Source organism: Flagellimonas algarum, from assembly GCF_040513375.1.
Classification (GTDB): Bacteria; Bacteroidota; Bacteroidia; order Flavobacteriales; family Flavobacteriaceae; genus Flagellimonas_B; species Flagellimonas_B algarum.
Map to the genome: position 1 here is coordinate 713,625 of NZ_JBEVTG010000002.1, position 16,271 is coordinate 729,895.

Below are 16,271 nucleotides of genomic sequence, written 5' to 3' on the forward strand. Positions count from 1 at the left end.
TCGGAAACAATACCCGGTCAGCGGCCAACAAATTAAACCTTTTCGCGTTACTTTAGTCAGAATAGCAAAACACTACTTTTGGGTACTGAAGAAACCTTGGTACAAGCGTTGAAAGACAAAGCGACCCAGGCGAAAGCCTTCGAAACGCTCGTCAACACCTACAAAGAAAGGCTGTATTGGCATATTCGAAGGATCGTCCTTGATCATGACGATGCCGATGATGTGCTCCAAAACACCTTTATCAAGGTATTTCGCAATATCGAGGGTTTCAAGGGCGACAGCAAACTATATTCTTGGATGTACCGGATAGCGACCAATGAGGCCCTGACTTTCCTGAAACAGAAAAGCCGGAAGATGGGCGTCGGTAAATCGGAGTTACAAGAACAGCTCGTAGCCAACCTAGAGGCCGATGTATACTTTGAAGGCGAGGAAATCCAACTGAAGCTTCAAAAGGCCTTGGCCACATTACCTGAAAAACAGAAATTGGTATTCAATATGAAGTACTTTCAAGAAATGAAATACGACGAAATCTCTGAAGTCTTGCAGACTTCGGTCGGCGGTTTGAAAGCTTCGTACCATTTGGCCGTGAAAAAAATTGAATCGTATCTTAGGGAAGAATAATTAAACCTTATCGCCCGATGGCGGTCTAAGTATTGAAATGAAAAAGAACCACGATAAATCATTCAAAGCACCTGAAGGTTATTTCGAAAGCTTCAATGCCCGTTTACAGGCGCGGTTGGAGGAGGAAGATACACCGAGTATCATTCCGAAGAATGATGGCTTCGGGGTGCCGGAAGGGTATTTCGAAACGGTGCTCCCTAAGGTAAAGGAAACCGTGGGCAAGCAAGAGCCGAAAGTGGTACGATTGCATCCCAACCGAAACCTATGGGTTGTCGCGGCCTCGATCGCGGCCATTTTCATCTTGGTATTTTCCCTAAGGACCAACACGGGATCTGACGTGACCTTCGAAGATTTGGCCCATACCGAGTTGGATGCCTATTTCGATTCGAACAGCATCGATTTAAGTTCCTATGAATTGGCCGAACTGATCGATATCGACACGGAGCAGCTCCAAACGATGACCGATGTCCCACTAGAAGATGCGACCATTATCGAATACCTCGATGAACATATCGATGATTATGAAGACTTAAACCTAGACTATGATGAAATCGACTATGATTAAAATGGTATCCATGCTATCCCTGGTGCTATTTTCCATAGCCACCATGGCGCAGCAGCGGCCAGGGCAAGAACGCATCCGTTCGTTGAAAATCGCCTTTTTGACAGAACGTTTGGCCTTGACTTCTGAAGAGGCCCAGGCATTCTGGCCCATATACAACGAACATGAAAAGACCGTTGAAGCCCTACGGGTTCGTGAAAAACAGGAACTGGCCGGGCGTATGGCCAGTTTGATGGATATGTCGGATGGGGAAGCCTCCAAAATGCTGGCGAAATACATGCAATTGATGAAAGAGAAACAAGAGGCCCAACAGCGCTTCGTTGCGAATTTGGATGGCGTCATTTCACCCAAGAAAATCATCTTACTGATCAAATCGGAGGAAGATTTCAAAAAACGGCTTTTACAGCAATTCCGTAAACGTCGTGCCGGTCAGTAAATACGATCCAAAATCGATAAACAACACCAAAAAGAAGCCCAATGGCTTCTTTTTTGTTTAAACCCTTATCGAAAACCATGGTCTTACTATCAGAAACCCAATAAAACGAATGCAATGAAAAATTTGAAACTTATCCTTTTGACTATGACCCTTATGGGTGGAATGTTGACCTCGACCGCACAACGAACCGTTGTTCGGGTATATCCGAAACACGGCACGGTAGTTACGACCATTAAAAAACCACGTGTCGTTGTCCATAAAAAAACCAACTTCTACGTAGCCGATGGCATCTGGTACAAGGCACGGGGCAAAAAGTACGTTGTTTGTGCCGCTCCTGTAGGAGTCAAGCTAAGAACCTTACCTCGAGGAAACAAAGTCGTTGTCGTCAACGGAAGAAAGTTGTATAAATACAAAGGGATCTGGTATAAAAGATCCGGACGGCACTATGTGGTCGTCACTGTTTAGATTTGGTTGATTGATAGTTGTTATTCCAAAAAAGGACGCCCGTAAGCGTCCTTTTTTATTTGCATCATGAAGTTCTATCTTTGCGCATTTATCACCTTATGCGCCTACACCGAAATTTGGTATTCGCCGTTATCGATGCCCTGCACCTGATCTGCAATGAGAATGAATATGCCGACAAGGTCATTGAAAAAGTATTGAAATACGATAAACGCTGGGGCGCCCGTGATCGGGGTTTTATCGCCGAAACCACCTATGACATCATCCGATGGAAACGGCTCTACAGTGAAATCGCCGAAGTCAACACCCCTTATTCACGACCGGACCTCTTTCGGCTGTTCGCCGTTTGGGCCGTTTTGAAGGGTATCGGCATTCCTGATTGGAAGCAATTCGAAAATACCCCTGAACGCAGGATCAAAGGCAAGTTCGACGCCCTATCGAAAATCAGGAAAATACGGGAGTCCTATCCCGATTGGATCGATGATCGTGCCGTCGAAGCCCTGGGCGAAACGCTTTGGACCGAAGAAAGCAAAGCCCTGAACCGACAGGCCGAGGTCATTCTGCGGACGAACACCCTAAAAACAGATCGAAAACGCTTGCAGCAGGCTTTGGAACAGGAAGAAATCGCCACGGAAGCCTTGGCAACGCATCCAGATGCCCTTAAACTGGTGCAGCGCAAAAACGTTTTTCCTACCCAGGCCTTCAAAGAAGGCTGGTTCGAAGTGCAAGACGCCTCTTCGCAACTTGTCGCTGCCTATTTGGACGTAAAACCGGGTCAACGGGTCGTGGATGCCTGTGCGGGCGCTGGCGGAAAAACCTTGCACCTGGCCGCTTTGATGGAAAACAAAGGGCAGCTCATCGCCATGGATATTTATGAGAGCAAGCTCAAAAAAATGAAGGTTAGGGCCCGTCGCAACGGGGTACATAATATGGAGACCCGCTTGATCGCCAACTCCAAAGTAATCAAAAAGCTGCATGGTAAAGCCGATCGTTTGCTCTTGGACGCCCCTTGTTCGGGTCTTGGGGTCATTCGAAGGAATCCGGATAGCAAGTGGAAATTACAGCCCGAATTCCTGGAGCGTATCAAGGGGGTGCAGCAACAAATCCTGCAAGACTATTCGAAAATGGTCAAACCCGGAGGTAAGATGGTCTATGCGACCTGTTCCATCCTACCCGAGGAAAACGATATGCAGATCGAACGATTCTTGGCCTCCGAATCGGGCAAAGACTTCGTTTTTACACACGACCAAAAGGTTTTCGCTTCCACTTCAGGCTACGATGGCTTTTATATGGCCTTACTGCAACGAAAGTCATAGTTATTTGATTTATGTAACTTTACCCTATGCAAAAGAGGGTGTCCATTGAAGAATTTTACGAGTCGTCGCTACACTACGTTCCTGAAAGTGTACGAACCGGCATCGGCCACTTCAACGTTTTCAAATTGGACGAGTTCGCTTGCAAGAAACCGAAACCCATGCCCTTCAATCGTAGGGATTATTTCAAAATCAGTCTGGTCAAGGGCAAAAGCAAGGTACACTATGCCGATAAGACGGTCACTGTCGATCGGCAGGTGCTGGTTTTTTCAAATCCCCAGATCCCGTATAATTGGGAACGCATTGATGATCAGTTGACCGGCTACTTCTGTGTCTTTACGGAATCCTTCTTCCATCAATACGGCAACCTCTTGGAATATCCCATATTCCAACCCAACGGCAACCCGGTATTTCCGCTATCCGATGCGCAAATGGCCACAGTAGTGCCCTTATACGAACGTATGTTCACCGAAATCGGCTCGGATTATCCGTACAAGTACGATTTGCTGCGCAACCTGGCCCATGAACTGATCCACATCGGTTTGAAAATGCAGCCCGCTGAAAACACCCTCCCTACCCATTCGAATGCTTCCGAACGTATTTCCGGATTGTTTATGGAATTGCTCGAGCGCCAGTTTCCCATCGAAAGCCCGCTGCAACGCATGCGACTTCGGTCTCCCTCTGATTTTGCCACCCAACTCAGCGTACATGTGAACCATTTGAATCGGGCGCTCAAAGAGACCAATCAGAAAAGCACTTCGACCCAAATCGCCGAACGGGTGGTCCAAGAGGCCAAAATCTTGATCCGTCATACGAATTGGGATATTTCGGAAATCGCATATTCGCTAGGGTTTGAAGAGACCGCCCATTTTTCGAACTTCTTTAAAAAACATACCCGTTCCTCACCTACAAAATTCAGGAATAGTCCTATTGTTTGATTTTTGCAAGTCATCGCTTGTTGCGTACAACTGAAAAGCCCGTACGCGATTCGATCTTTGTGGAAACAAAAATCAAAACAGTATGGAAACGAAAAAAATAGCATTGGTTACCGGAGGTAGTCGGGGCCTCGGAAAAGACATGGCCCTAAATTTGGCACAAAAAGGACTGGGTGTCGTACTTACCTATCAGTCGAATAAAAGCGCGGCCGACGCTACGGTTGCCGAAATTTCAGCTTTGGGCGGATCTGCAATCGCACTTCCACTGGATGCCAGGGATGTGAAATCGTTCAGTCAATTCAGTGAACGCCTGCGACATACCTTAGGCGAAACCTTCGACCTACCGAAGTTCGACTACTTGATCAACAATGCGGGTTTTGGCTACCACGGTTCGGTGCAAGACACCACCGAAGCAGCTTTCGACGACTTGATAAACGTCCATTTCAAAGGGGTCTATTTCTTGACCCAATCCCTACTCCCACATATGAACGATGGAGGGGGTATTGTCAACATTTCCAGCGGGCTGGCGCGATTCTCATTCCCGGGGTATTCAGCCTATGCGGCCATGAAAGGGGCCATCGAGGTATATACCCGGTACCTGGCTAAAGAGTTGGGAGATCGGCGTATCAAAGCCAATACCGTTGCACCTGGGGCCATCAATACCGATTTCAACAAAGAGCGGTTCCAAGAAACCCCGCAGGTCGTTGATATGATCGCCTCATTGACCGCGCTGGGGCGGGTTGGCGAAGCTACCGACATCGGCGCGATTGTGGCTTTTTTATGTACCGATGATGCCGCTTGGGTCAACGGTCAGCGCATCGAAGCATCGGGCGGCATGTTCGTATGATAAGCAAAGCCCCGAATCGGGGCTTTTTTTTTTGAATTGTCGTAATGTTGGGGTACTTCCTTTATTTTATGTCTTGCCTGTCGTATTTTTAGCAACGAACATTTAGCCCACTTCAACATGAAGAACATCTATGACCTTAAAAACCTCAAAGGGGACCTGACCGGCGGGTTGGTTGCCGGAATCGTCGCCTTACCCCTTGCCTTGGCGTTCGGGGTTCAATCCGGAATGGGAGCGGCAGCAGGGCTCTATGGGGCCATCGCCGTCGGTATTTTCGCCGCCCTCTTCGGAGGTACCCAGACCCAGGCTAGTGGACCTACCGGACCGATGACCGTGGTCTCGGCCGCCTTGGTGGCCGCTGCGATTCAAATGAATAGCGGACTGGACAACGCCATGGGGATTATTTTGGTCACTTTCTTGTTGGGGGGTTTGTTTCAAGTGGTATTCGGGTTGTTGAATATCGCCGGATATGTAAAATATTTTCCCTACCCCGTGGTTTCAGGCTTTATGAGCGGGGTCGGACTCATCATTATCATCTTACAACTTTTTCCCTTGGTCGGGCTTTCGTCGCCGAAGTCGACCGTAGCCGTGTTGAAGGACATCGGCTTGATGTTCACCGATGGGAATTGGTATGCTTTGGGACTGGGGGTATTGACCATCATCGTATATTATGTTTTCCCTAAAATCACCAAAGCGGTACCCAGCCCGTTGGTGGCCTTGGTGGTCGCTTCATTGGTGGCGTATTTCATGAAATTGGATGTGCCGGTCATCGGCGAAATTCCCGCAGGCCTTCCCTCCTTGCAGATCGGAACGTTTTGGCCCATTGATTCCAGTGCTTATGGATTGATCATTGAATATGCCATCGTTCTTGCCGTTTTAGGAAGTATCGATTCGTTATTGACTTCGGTCATCGCCGATAACATGACCAAAACAAAGCACAATAGTAACCGGGAATTGATCGGTCAAGGAATCGGAAACATGTTGGCCGCGGTCATCGGGGGAATTCCGGGGGCCGGTGCCACCAAAGGTACCGTTGTCAATATCAATGCAGGGGGCAGGACCCGTTTGTCAGGCGCCATGCATGGACTCTTCTTGCTGACCGTATTATTAGGCCTTGGAAAATTGGCCGCGCATATTCCATTATCCGTTTTGGCCGGACTGCTGATACCGATCGGCTTTAAAATCATTGATTTCAAAGGATTGAAACACTTGAAGGTCGTACCACGGGCCGATGCCATCGTTTTGATCATCGTTTTATTGATCACGACCTTCGGGAGCTTGATCAATGCCGTCGGGATCGGGGTGGCCCTTGCCTCATTGCTGTTTATGAAACAATCAAGTGACTTGGCCAAAAACGGGCTTGACGTTGGGCCGGTAGCGGATTTCGATGGGTCGAAACCCTGGCAAGACGAACTGGAGTTTTATGAGAAATACAAAGACAAGGTGATCATCAAGCACTTATATGGTCCGTTCTTTTTTGGTTTTACCTCCCATTTCAAAGACGAGATCAAAAGCCTACAGAACGACATCAAAGCCTTGATCATTCGAATGGACCGTGTTCCCTACATCGATCAATCGGGTCTTTATGCACTTGAAGAAGCGGTGTTCGATCTTCGAGCCCAGGATATTGAAGTCATCGTCACCGGATTGAAAGAACAGCCCCGTGACCAGCTACAGGCGATTGATTTGATCGATGACCTCATTCCCCATGAAGATATTTTCGATACGGTCGATGAAGCCTTTACCTATTTGCGGAGCAAATTGGATTGATCGCCCCCTCAGGGATTGACCTTAGGGATTCGGTCAATGTGGACAAGCAAAGCCATCGGTCGATATTGCGTATTTTTGGGATAAGCCAATCCACCATTGCAGACCAAAACAGCATTCATCGCCAACTCCTTCATGCACTTTTTGCGCGTTGCCCTTGTGCTTTGCTTTTTTTACGCACCATCAATACTGGCACAAGACCAGGAGCGCCCCTCATTCGCTTCCGCAAGTTTACAAGGCACCTTGGATTTCGATGGCGCCTTAAACGAGGAAGCCTGGTCTTTGGCCCCGGTTTTGACCGATTTGAAAACAACCGTTCCCGTTGAAGGGGGGACACCATCGCAACCGACCCGAATACAGGTCATCGCGAATGCCCGAAATGTCGTTATCGGGGTCCGATGCGATGACTCGGACCCCAATGGGATCATTCGTTTTTCAAAACTTAGGGATGCCGATATTTCGGAGGAAGACCATGTAAAAATCGTTATCGACCCCTTTCTCGACGGTCAATCGGGTTATATTTTCGCTGTCAACCCCTTGGCTGCCCGATATGACGCCTTGGTCTCGGATCGTGGGGAAGATGAAAATGACGATTGGGACGCCGTATGGGATGCAAAAACCCAGATTACCGAAACTGGCTGGACCGCCGAAATCGTGATTCCCATCCAAAGTATCGCATTTAAAAAAGGATTGTCAACTTGGGGGTTCAATGTAGAGCGACGGATCCAAAGAAACCTGGAAACCATTCGTTGGGCCAATGTGAAACGCGACCAATGGATCGCCCAAACCAGTCGCGCCGGACTGCTGACCGGTTTACCCAAATTCAACTATGGGGTAGGCACCAATATTCGTCCGTCATTGATCGCGAATGCCAATCAAACCGGTGCGAACGGTGCCATGGTGCTCGACCCGGACGTGAGCCTTGATGCCAACCAACGCATCGGCCCCAACGTCTTGGCCACCTTTACCGTAAATACCGACTTTGGAGAGACCGAAGTCGATACCCGACAGACCAACCTCACGCGTTTTCCCTTGTTCTTTCCTGAAAAACGGACGTTTTTTCTCGAAGGTTCCGATATTTTCGAGTTTGGTTTCGGTACCGGTCGAAGTACCGTACTTCCTTTTTTCAGCCGACGTATCGGCCTTCGTGATAATGTACAGATACCCGTGGTCGCGGGTACCAAATTGAACGGTCGTATCGGCAAGACCGCTTTCGGGGCTTTGGGCATACGCACCAACGATTTCGATTTGGGGGATACCGGTTTCGACGCCACCAATATGGGAGTGGTACGGGTGCGACGAAATGTACTGAAGGAAAGTTCGGTGGGTCTCATCGCTTCATCCGGCGATCCATTGGGCCGTGACGGAAGTTGGATGACCGGAACGGACTTCACCTTCCAAACCACCCGTTTTAATGGGGATAAGAACTTTTTGGTCGGGGGTTGGGCCTTGTTTACGGATCGGGCCGACCTATCTGGAGATCGCTCCGCGGTCGGGTTTAAGATCGATTACCCCAATGACCGCTGGGATGCCGCCATTACCTACGCCCGGATCGGGGAGGATTTCGACCCTTCTTTGGGCTTCGTGCCACGCCGTGGGGTCAATTTTTATCGTTTTGGTGGGGTGTTCGCCCCGCGACCCAAGGCGCCATGGTTGCGCCAAATGTTCCACCAGTTTTTCGTGACCTACGTCAATACCATTGCAGGACCTTGGCAATCGTACAGCGTCTTCACCGCACCCATCAATTGGCGTCTGGAGAGCGGGGATCGCATCGAGGCCAACATACGGCCGGTCGGTGAGAATATCCTCGAGCCTTTCGAGATTTCAGATGGGGTTACCATTCCGGTGGGTGAATACAACTTCATGCGGTATCGCTTAGAAGCCGAATTCGCTCGAAAACGACGATTGAGTGGGCAGGCGACCTGGTGGTTCGGCAGCTTTTATGAAGGTACACTCGATGAATTCGAATTGAGCTTGAACTGGAATCCGAGTGCCTTGTTGGCCTTCGAGTTCAATGGTTTGCACAATCGCGCCCGGCTCCCGTTCGGGGACTTCAACCAGACGCTTGCCGGACTAAGGGTGCGCTTCAATGTCAATTCCAATTTGCAGTTGAACAGCTACCTCCAATATGATACGGATAGCCGGATACTCGGCTTGAACGCACGTATCCATTGGATTTTCTCCCCATTGGGGGATGTATTCCTAGTTTTCAATAACAATACCTTCAACGGGATGAGTCAACCTTGGGAACTCCAAAACCGTCAGGTCCTTTTGAAAATCCGGTACAATTTCAGACTGTAACATCACCGGATTCTTTCAACAACGACCGTTAACAACTCCGCTTTCCATATCGGCTTTTTTCCTTGCTTTTTGCTAAATTTGCACTTTCCAAAATCAGCACAATGATCCACTTTTTCGGAGACCCCTCGGCAAAGGTTTTCGCATTGCAGACTTCGCAACCCCTAAGTAGTGAAGACCAACAAAAACTGAGCTGGTTGTTCGGCAACCAAGATAAAATTGAATCGGCGTCCCTTGACGCCTTTTTTGTTGGTCCGAGGGCTACCATGGTAACCCCATGGAGCACCAACGCCACCGAAATCACCCAGAACATGGGTATTGTTGGTATCGAACGCATCGAATCCTTTACCGCTGTCGATCGGGACACCACCCAATTCGACCCGATGTTGTTCCAAAAATACCCCGGGTTGGACCAAACTATTTTTACGATCGATATCGAACCCGAACCGATTTTGGATATTGATGATATCGCCGCTTACAACCAGCAAGAAGGGTTGGCCCTTAGTGCGGAAGAGGTGGATTACCTGGATCAGCTATCCGAACGTTTGGGACGAAAATTGACCGATTCCGAAGTATTCGGATTCAGCCAGGTCAACTCAGAGCACTGCCGTCATAAGATCTTTAACGGCACCTTTGTCATCGACGGAAAGGAAATGCCGGGTTCTTTGTTCAAAATGATCAAAAAAACCTCGGAAGCGCATCCGAACGGTATCGTTTCGGCTTACAAGGACAACGTAGCCTTTATCAAGGGACCCAAGGTGGTCCAATTTGCCCCGAAACGAGCCGATATTCCTGATTTTTACGAAGAACGCCCCTTTGATTCGGTGTTGTCGTTAAAAGCGGAAACCCACAACTTTCCGACAACTGTCGAACCCTTCAATGGAGCGGCTACCGGATCGGGTGGTGAGATTCGGGATCGCCTGGCCGGAGGGCAAGGTAGTCTGCCATTGGCCGGTACTGCCGTATATATGACCTCCTATTCGCGTTTGGAGGATACCCGGCCCTGGGAAAAAACCTTTGAAGCCCGGAAGTGGCTCTATCAGACCCCGTTGGATATCTTGATCAAAGCGAGTAATGGAGCATCCGATTTCGGAAATAAGTTCGGGCAACCTTTGATCACCGGTTCCGTATTGACCTTTGAACATCGCGAAGAGGCTGCCCGCCTAGGTTTCGACAAAGTGATCATGATGGCCGGTGGTATCGGGTACGCCAAAACCGAACAGGCATTGAAGAACAGTCCGAAGACCGGGAACAAGGTGGTTATCCTTGGTGGTGACAATTACCGCATCGGAATGGGCGGTGCGGCCGTTTCGAGTGCGGACACCGGTGAATTTGAGTCTGCGATTGAATTGAATGCCGTGCAACGCAGCAATCCGGAAATGCAGAAACGAGCGGCTAATGCCATTCGCGGCTTGGTCGAAGCCGATATGAACCCCATTGTTTCCATTCACGATCATGGTGCCGGCGGGCATTTGAATTGCCTATCGGAATTGGTCGAGGAAACCGGGGGTAAAATCGATTTGGACAAGCTCCCCGTGGGTGACCCTACCCTTTCAGCCAAAGAAATCATCGGAAACGAGAGCCAAGAACGTATGGGCTTGGTCATTGCCGAAAACGATATGGCGCAATTGGAACGTATCGCCGCTAGGGAGCGTTCTCCCATGTTCACTGTCGGCGAAGTGACAGGAGACCACCGCTTTACCTTCAGCAGCAGTTCTAAAGGGGATACGCCGATGGATCTTGGTATGGACGATATGTTCGGAAGCTCTCCCAAAACGATCATGGAAGATCGGAAGTCGAACACGACCTTCCAGGATGCCCCCTATGAGTTGGCCCATTTCCACGACTACTTGGAACAGCTGTTGCAATTGGAAGCCGTTGCTTGCAAAGACTGGCTGACCAACAAAGTTGATCGCTGTGTCGGAGGTCGCGTAGCCAAACAACAGTGCGCAGGCCCCTTGCAACTTCCGTTGAACAACTGTGGCGTGATGGCCCTTGATTTCAAAGGCAAGGAAGGACTGGCAACCAGTATTGGCCATTCGCCGGTCTCTGGGCTTATCGACCCAAGCGCAGGAAGTCGAAACAGCATCGCCGAAGCCTTGACCAACATCATTTGGGCCCCCTTGGAAGAAGGATTGAAATCGGTTTCGCTATCGGCCAATTGGATGTGGCCCTGCAAAAATCCAGGTGAGGATGCGCGGCTGTATGAAGCGGTGCAGGCCTGTTCCGAATTCGCTATTGAACTGGGTATCAACATCCCAACCGGGAAAGATTCGCTCAGTATGAAACAGAAATATCCCGACCAAGAGGTCATCGCCCCGGGTACGGTGATCATTTCGGCGGCCGGGCACTGTTCGGATTTGACGAAAGTGGTCGAACCGGTATTGCAAAAAGACGGGGGGTATATCTACTACCTCAACTTAAGCCGAGAAGCCCATGAATTAGGAGGGTCGAGTTTTTACCAGGTGTTGAACGCAGTGGGCAGTACCGCACCTTCTATCGGCGACGCGGCCTATTTCAAAAAGGCCTTCAACATCATACAACAAGAAATCAAAGCCGGGAATATCCATTCAGGTCACGACGTGGGCTCTGGCGGATTGATCACGACCCTTTTGGAACTCTGTTTTGCCGATAATGGCATCGGTGCCTCCATCGATCTTACCCCGATTGGTGAACCCGATAGTATGAAGGTATTATTCGCTGAAAACATCGGCATCGTCTTCCAAGGTGATGGTTGGGTCGAAGAACGTTTGCGTTCGCAAGGTTTGGACATCATCAAAATCGGCGATCCGAGAAACGGTTCCGAAATGACCATCAAAAACCATGGCGTGGAAATGGGATTGAACATCCCGTCGCTTCGTGATACCTGGTTTAAAACGTCCTATTTGTTAGACGACCAACAGACCGCGAAAGGGTTGGCCAAGGAACGGTTCTCGAATTACAAAGAACAAGCGTTGACGTATCGCTTCCCGAAACGATTGGCACTGGATAGCCTTCCTAAAATCCCTAAAAAAGAGCGACCCAAAGCGGCCATCTTGCGTGAAAAAGGAAGCAACTCCGAACGGGAAATGGCGCATGCCATGTTCCTGGCCGGTTTCGATGTGAAAGACGTTCACATGACCGATTTGATCACCGGGCGGGAAGACCTTAAAGAAATCCAATTTTTGGGCGCTGTCGGCGGTTTCTCGAATTCCGATGTATTGGGTTCGGCCAAAGGTTGGGCCGGGGCCATCAAATACAACGACAAGGCCAAAAAAGCCATTGACGATTTCTTCGCCCGAAAGGACACCCTATCGGTCGGAATCTGCAATGGATGCCAGTTGTTCATGGAATTGGATTTGATCAATCCGGAGCATGGTGACAAGCACGGAAAAATGACGTACAACGATTCCGCCAAACACGAAAGCAACTTTACCTCGGTCGAAGTGCAAAAGAACGATTCGGTAATGCTGGGCAACCTTGAAGGAACGACCCTTGGTGTATGGATCAGTCATGGCGAGGGCAAGTTCGTGTTGCCGATGAAAGAAGATGAATACGGTATCGTGGCCAAATATGGCTATGAGGCCTATCCGTCCAATCCGAATGGGAGTGATTATAACGTGGCCATGCTCTGTGACAAGAGCGGTAGGCATTTGGTGACCATGCCGCATATCGAACGCTCCATCTTCCCATGGAACTGGGCCCACTACCCAAAGGACAGGGATGATGTGATCTCTCCGTGGATCCAAGCCTTCGTGAATGCACGCAATTGGATCGAAAGGAATGCAGGCTAATGGCGAAAAAGGACACCTCCGAAAATTTTACCATCCGACCGGCAACCATCGATGAGGTACCCCGTATCGTGGCGCTATTGGCCGATGATGTCTTGGGTCGTGAACGGGAGCAATACCGCCTCCCCCTACCCCAACCCTACTATGATGCCTTTGCCGAAATCGATACCGACCCCAATCATGAATTGATGGTTATGGTCGAAGATGGACATACCGTTGTCGGTACCTTGCAACTCTCCTTTTTGCCTTACTTGACCTATCAAGGTGGCATTAGGGCACAAATCGAACAGGTGCGCATCCATTCCGAATTCCGCGGGTTGGGCCTTGGCCATCGGTTTTTCACCTGGGCCATTGAACGAGCAAAGGAACGTGGGGCCCATCTGCTGCAACTGACCACCGACAAAAAGCGGCCCGAAGCCTTGAAGTTTTATGAGCAACTCGGATTTAGAGCCTCCCATGAAGGAATGAAACTCAATCTTTCCTAAAGGATATGGAATCGGTTTGGCCAAAGCGAATGGTGCTTTTTGCAGCCTTCCCAGGTGCTTGAAACATCCTGTATCAGCGTTCCATACCAAGACGCCTGAAACTGGCATTTTTACAATTTTTAGGAGACCCAATTGCCATATCCATTTTAAAATCCGCCTTCCTTTCCCTATTTTGCAATTTCTTTAGAGAAACTTACTATGGCTACAGTAACTAGACTTTTTGATTTTCCATACCACCAATTAGCGAACAACCCCCTTGATAATGCCTTGGTTACCAAATACTCCGGTAAATGGGTGTCGACGTCTACCCAAGAGTATATCGACAAGGCCAATGCCATTAGCCGAGGGTTGCTTCGAATGGGCGTAAATGCCAATGACAAGATCGCGGTCATCTCTATGACCAACCGCACGGAATGGAATATCATGGATATCGGTATCCTTCAGACCGGAGCACAAAACGTACCCATTTATCCCACCATCTCCGAAGAAGACTACGAATACGTACTGAACCACTCGGAAGCCGTTTATTGCTTTGTTTCATGCCAAGATGTATTGAACAAAGTGTTGGCCATTAGTGGAAAGTTGAAAAAATTAAAAGCGGTGTTCTCTTTTGACCAGTTGGACAATTGCGATCATTGGACCCAAGTCTTGGAACAAGGCGCCGACACTTCGAATCAGGATGAAGTTGAAAAAAGGAAGGCTGCCGTCAAACCGGAAGATCTCGCCACCTTGATCTACACCTCGGGCACCACGGGTCGCCCCAAAGGGGTCATGCTCTCCCACAACAACATCGTCTCGAACGTCATATCGAGTAAAGAACGGGTGCCTTTTAAGGCCGGGGGCGTCGCTTTGAGCTTTTTACCGATCTGTCACATCTTCGAGCGGATGATCCTCTACCTCTATCAATATTGTGGCATCGAGGTCTACTTCGCCGAAGGCCTTGACAAGATCAGTGATAACGTCAAGGAAATCAAACCGAACGTTATGACGGTGGTGCCGCGACTTTTGGAAAAAGTATACGATTCGATCATCGCCAAGGGGACTGCCCTGACCGGTCTCAAAAAGAAACTCTTCTTCTGGGCCGTCAACCTAGGGTTGAAATTCGAACCTTATGGGCAAAACGGTTGGTGGTATGAAACCAAGTTGGGCTTGGCCCGTAAGCTGATCTTTAGTAAATGGCAAGAAGGCCTTGGCGGTAATCTCGAGACCATGGTTTCGGGTAGTGCGGCCCTACAACAACGTTTAGGACGTGTCTTCGGTGCTGCCGGAATGCCCGTTATGGAAGGCTATGGCCTCACGGAAACCTCTCCGGTCATCTCAGTCAATCAAGAAGAAGGTGGCGGATGGAAAATCGGAGCGGTCGGACGCATCATCAAAGGCGTAGAAGTCAAGATCGCCGAGGATGGCGAGATCCTTTGCAAAGGCCCTAATGTCATGCAAGGCTATTACAAAGACCCCGAAAAGACCGCGGAAGTGCTTAAAGATGGCTACTTCCACACTGGGGATATCGGGGAAATCGATAGCGATGGCTTTCTGAGGATCACCGATCGCAAAAAAGAAATGTTCAAAACCTCGGGCGGAAAGTACGTAGCGCCGCAACTGTTGGAAAACCGTTTTAAAGAATCGGTCTTCATCGAACAGATCATGGTCGTCGGAGAAGGTGAAAAGATGCCGGCAGCCTTGATACAACCGAATTTCGACATGCTCTTTAGTTGGGCCGAAAGCAACGATATCACCATCAGTCAAAAATCGGATATTATCGTCAACGACAAGGTCTTGGCCCGACTCCAAGAAGAAGTCGACCTGGCCAATGAGGATTTCGCCAAATGGGAAAAAGTGAAGCAATTCCGTTTGACTCCAGACGTATGGAGTGTCGATGACGGCCATCTGACCCCGACCATGAAATTGCGTCGGAAAATCGTCAAGGAGAAATACCTGAAGCTTTACAATGACATCTACGGGTATTGATCCCTGATTGCCATGGCTTACGAAAAATACACCACCGAACAATTGAAGAAGGCGCAAAAGATCTTACTCGGTCTGAGTATCGTAGCCTTGCTGTTTACGGTCGTGATGCTGGTTTACGGTATCATGGAAAGTAGCGATGGCGGTAATTCCTCAATTTTGTTCTTGGTTCCTACGGTGTTCGGACCACTTTCCATATTTCCGGCCCTTTTCGCTTCCAGTGTCGGGAGTGAACTCAAAAAAAGAGGGCAAAACCCATCCTGAATTTTCGATTTAAACGTCACAGCCGAATAGTGATCGCTTAAATATTTATTATGCATGCATAATAAATTTTAGTATATTTGGAATCGAAATTTCCCAAATGAAAGAAGTCACAATCGACTGGGCACTCCGTGCAACTTGGCAAGCGGTCACAAAAATGTACAACGAAGAAGCGAAGAACTATGGGCTGACCATGGCCATTGGCTTTACGTTGTTGAGCATCGACGCCAAAAAAGGGACACCGAGTACCGCCCTTGGCCCTAGAATGGGCATGGAGGCCACCAGCCTTTCCCGCATTTTGAAAAGTATTGAAGAAAAGGGATACATCGAACGCAGGCCCAACCCCAAAGACGGTCGCGGGGTCTTGATCCATTTGACCGCTCTAGGTATCGAGAAGCGCAAAGACTCGAAAGAAGTGGTCATGCGGTTCAATGATGTCGTTCAAGGAACGGTCGGTGAAAACGAATTGAAAGGCTTCTACAAAACCATGGAGGCGATCAACAAATTGATCGCCGACAAGGAAATCTATATCAAATCAACGAACTAATTAAT

14 protein-coding genes are annotated in these 16,271 nt (G+C 49.0%); all 14 read left to right on the forward strand.

Translation table 11 applies throughout. From position 1 onward, the window contains the following. Positions 1-78 precede the first annotated feature (78 nt). The 14 genes from ABV409_RS10535 (at position 79) to ABV409_RS10600 (ending at position 16,266) form a co-directional block, all read left to right on the forward strand. Positions 79-621: an RNA polymerase sigma factor gene (locus tag ABV409_RS10535; RefSeq protein WP_353877547.1), complete on the forward strand. Its 543-nt coding sequence runs from the start codon at positions 79-81 to the stop codon at positions 619-621. A 37-nt stretch (positions 622-658) separates the two neighbouring features. Continuing rightward, positions 659-1,186: a hypothetical protein gene (locus ABV409_RS10540; protein WP_353877548.1), complete on the forward strand. Its 528-nt coding sequence runs from the start codon at positions 659-661 to the stop codon at positions 1,184-1,186. A 10-nt stretch (positions 1,187-1,196) separates the two neighbouring features. After that, the gene (locus ABV409_RS10545) at positions 1,197-1,619 is read left to right on the forward strand and encodes a hypothetical protein (protein ID WP_353877549.1); all 423 of its coding nucleotides are present in this window, start codon (positions 1,197-1,199) and stop codon (positions 1,617-1,619) included. Positions 1,620-1,733: 114 nt separating this feature from the next. After that, on the forward strand, positions 1,734-2,084 hold the full coding sequence (locus tag ABV409_RS10550) for a DUF6515 family protein (RefSeq protein ID WP_353877550.1): 351 nt from the start codon (positions 1,734-1,736) through the stop codon (positions 2,082-2,084). Between the two features lie 98 nt (positions 2,085-2,182). Further along, a complete protein-coding gene (locus ABV409_RS10555; protein WP_353877551.1) occupies positions 2,183-3,397 on the forward strand; it encodes an RsmB/NOP family class I SAM-dependent RNA methyltransferase in 1,215 nt (404 codons plus the stop codon). 26 nt (positions 3,398-3,423) lie between these two features. Beyond that, positions 3,424-4,332, forward strand: coding sequence for a helix-turn-helix domain-containing protein (locus tag ABV409_RS10560; protein WP_353877552.1), 909 nt, complete (start codon positions 3,424-3,426; stop codon positions 4,330-4,332). A gap of 82 nt (positions 4,333-4,414) precedes the next feature. Beyond that, positions 4,415-5,176, forward strand: a complete 762-nt coding sequence (locus tag ABV409_RS10565; protein WP_353877553.1) for an SDR family NAD(P)-dependent oxidoreductase — start codon at positions 4,415-4,417, stop codon at positions 5,174-5,176. A 117-nt stretch (positions 5,177-5,293) separates the two neighbouring features. Then, entirely contained in the window at positions 5,294-6,943 is a 1,650-nt protein-coding gene (locus ABV409_RS10570; protein ID WP_353877554.1) for a SulP family inorganic anion transporter, read from the forward strand. Between the two features lie 96 nt (positions 6,944-7,039). After that, positions 7,040-9,241: a carbohydrate binding family 9 domain-containing protein gene (locus ABV409_RS10575; protein ID WP_353877555.1), complete on the forward strand. Its 2,202-nt coding sequence runs from the start codon at positions 7,040-7,042 to the stop codon at positions 9,239-9,241. Positions 9,242-9,342: 101 nt separating this feature from the next. Beyond that, entirely contained in the window at positions 9,343-13,011 is a 3,669-nt protein-coding gene (gene purL, locus ABV409_RS10580; RefSeq protein WP_353877556.1) for a phosphoribosylformylglycinamidine synthase, read from the forward strand. Then, positions 13,011-13,493, forward strand: a complete 483-nt coding sequence (locus tag ABV409_RS10585) for a GNAT family N-acetyltransferase (protein ID WP_353877557.1) — start codon at positions 13,011-13,013, stop codon at positions 13,491-13,493. Before purL ends, ABV409_RS10585 begins: the two co-directional genes overlap by 1 nt. A 198-nt stretch (positions 13,494-13,691) precedes the next feature. Beyond that, positions 13,692-15,461: an AMP-dependent synthetase/ligase gene (locus ABV409_RS10590; RefSeq protein WP_353877558.1), complete on the forward strand. Its 1,770-nt coding sequence runs from the start codon at positions 13,692-13,694 to the stop codon at positions 15,459-15,461. A 12-nt stretch (positions 15,462-15,473) separates the two neighbouring features. Beyond that, positions 15,474-15,722: a hypothetical protein gene (locus ABV409_RS10595; protein ID WP_353877559.1), complete on the forward strand. Its 249-nt coding sequence runs from the start codon at positions 15,474-15,476 to the stop codon at positions 15,720-15,722. A gap of 97 nt (positions 15,723-15,819) precedes the next feature. Continuing rightward, positions 15,820-16,266 carry a MarR family winged helix-turn-helix transcriptional regulator gene (locus tag ABV409_RS10600; protein ID WP_353877560.1) on the forward strand — a complete coding sequence of 149 codons (447 nt, stop codon included), beginning with the start codon at positions 15,820-15,822 and terminating at the stop codon, positions 16,264-16,266. Positions 16,267-16,271 lie beyond the last annotated feature (5 nt).

Bases quoted from the DNA above. Each gene is read 5' to 3' on its own strand.
- ABV409_RS10555 (WP_353877551.1), top strand. From the start codon at position 2,183: ATGCGCCTACACCGAAATTTGGTATTCGCCGTTATCGATGCCCTGCAC.
- purL (WP_353877556.1), top strand. From the start codon at position 9,343: ATGATCCACTTTTTCGGAGACCCCTCGGCAAAGGTTTTCGCATTGCAG.
- ABV409_RS10550 (WP_353877550.1), top strand. From the start codon at position 1,734: ATGAAAAATTTGAAACTTATCCTTTTGACTATGACCCTTATGGGTGGA.
- ABV409_RS10545 (WP_353877549.1), top strand. From the start codon at position 1,197: ATGCTATCCCTGGTGCTATTTTCCATAGCCACCATGGCGCAGCAGCGG.
- ABV409_RS10570 (WP_353877554.1), top strand. From the start codon at position 5,294: ATGAAGAACATCTATGACCTTAAAAACCTCAAAGGGGACCTGACCGGC.
- ABV409_RS10585 (WP_353877557.1), top strand. From the start codon at position 13,011: ATGGCGAAAAAGGACACCTCCGAAAATTTTACCATCCGACCGGCAACC.
- ABV409_RS10600 (WP_353877560.1), top strand. From the start codon at position 15,820: ATGAAAGAAGTCACAATCGACTGGGCACTCCGTGCAACTTGGCAAGCG.
- ABV409_RS10560 (WP_353877552.1), top strand. From the start codon at position 3,424: ATGCAAAAGAGGGTGTCCATTGAAGAATTTTACGAGTCGTCGCTACAC.
- ABV409_RS10595 (WP_353877559.1), top strand. From the start codon at position 15,474: ATGGCTTACGAAAAATACACCACCGAACAATTGAAGAAGGCGCAAAAG.
- ABV409_RS10565 (WP_353877553.1), top strand. From the start codon at position 4,415: ATGGAAACGAAAAAAATAGCATTGGTTACCGGAGGTAGTCGGGGCCTC.
- ABV409_RS10540 (WP_353877548.1), top strand. From the start codon at position 659: ATGAAAAAGAACCACGATAAATCATTCAAAGCACCTGAAGGTTATTTC.
- ABV409_RS10590 (WP_353877558.1), top strand. From the start codon at position 13,692: ATGGCTACAGTAACTAGACTTTTTGATTTTCCATACCACCAATTAGCG.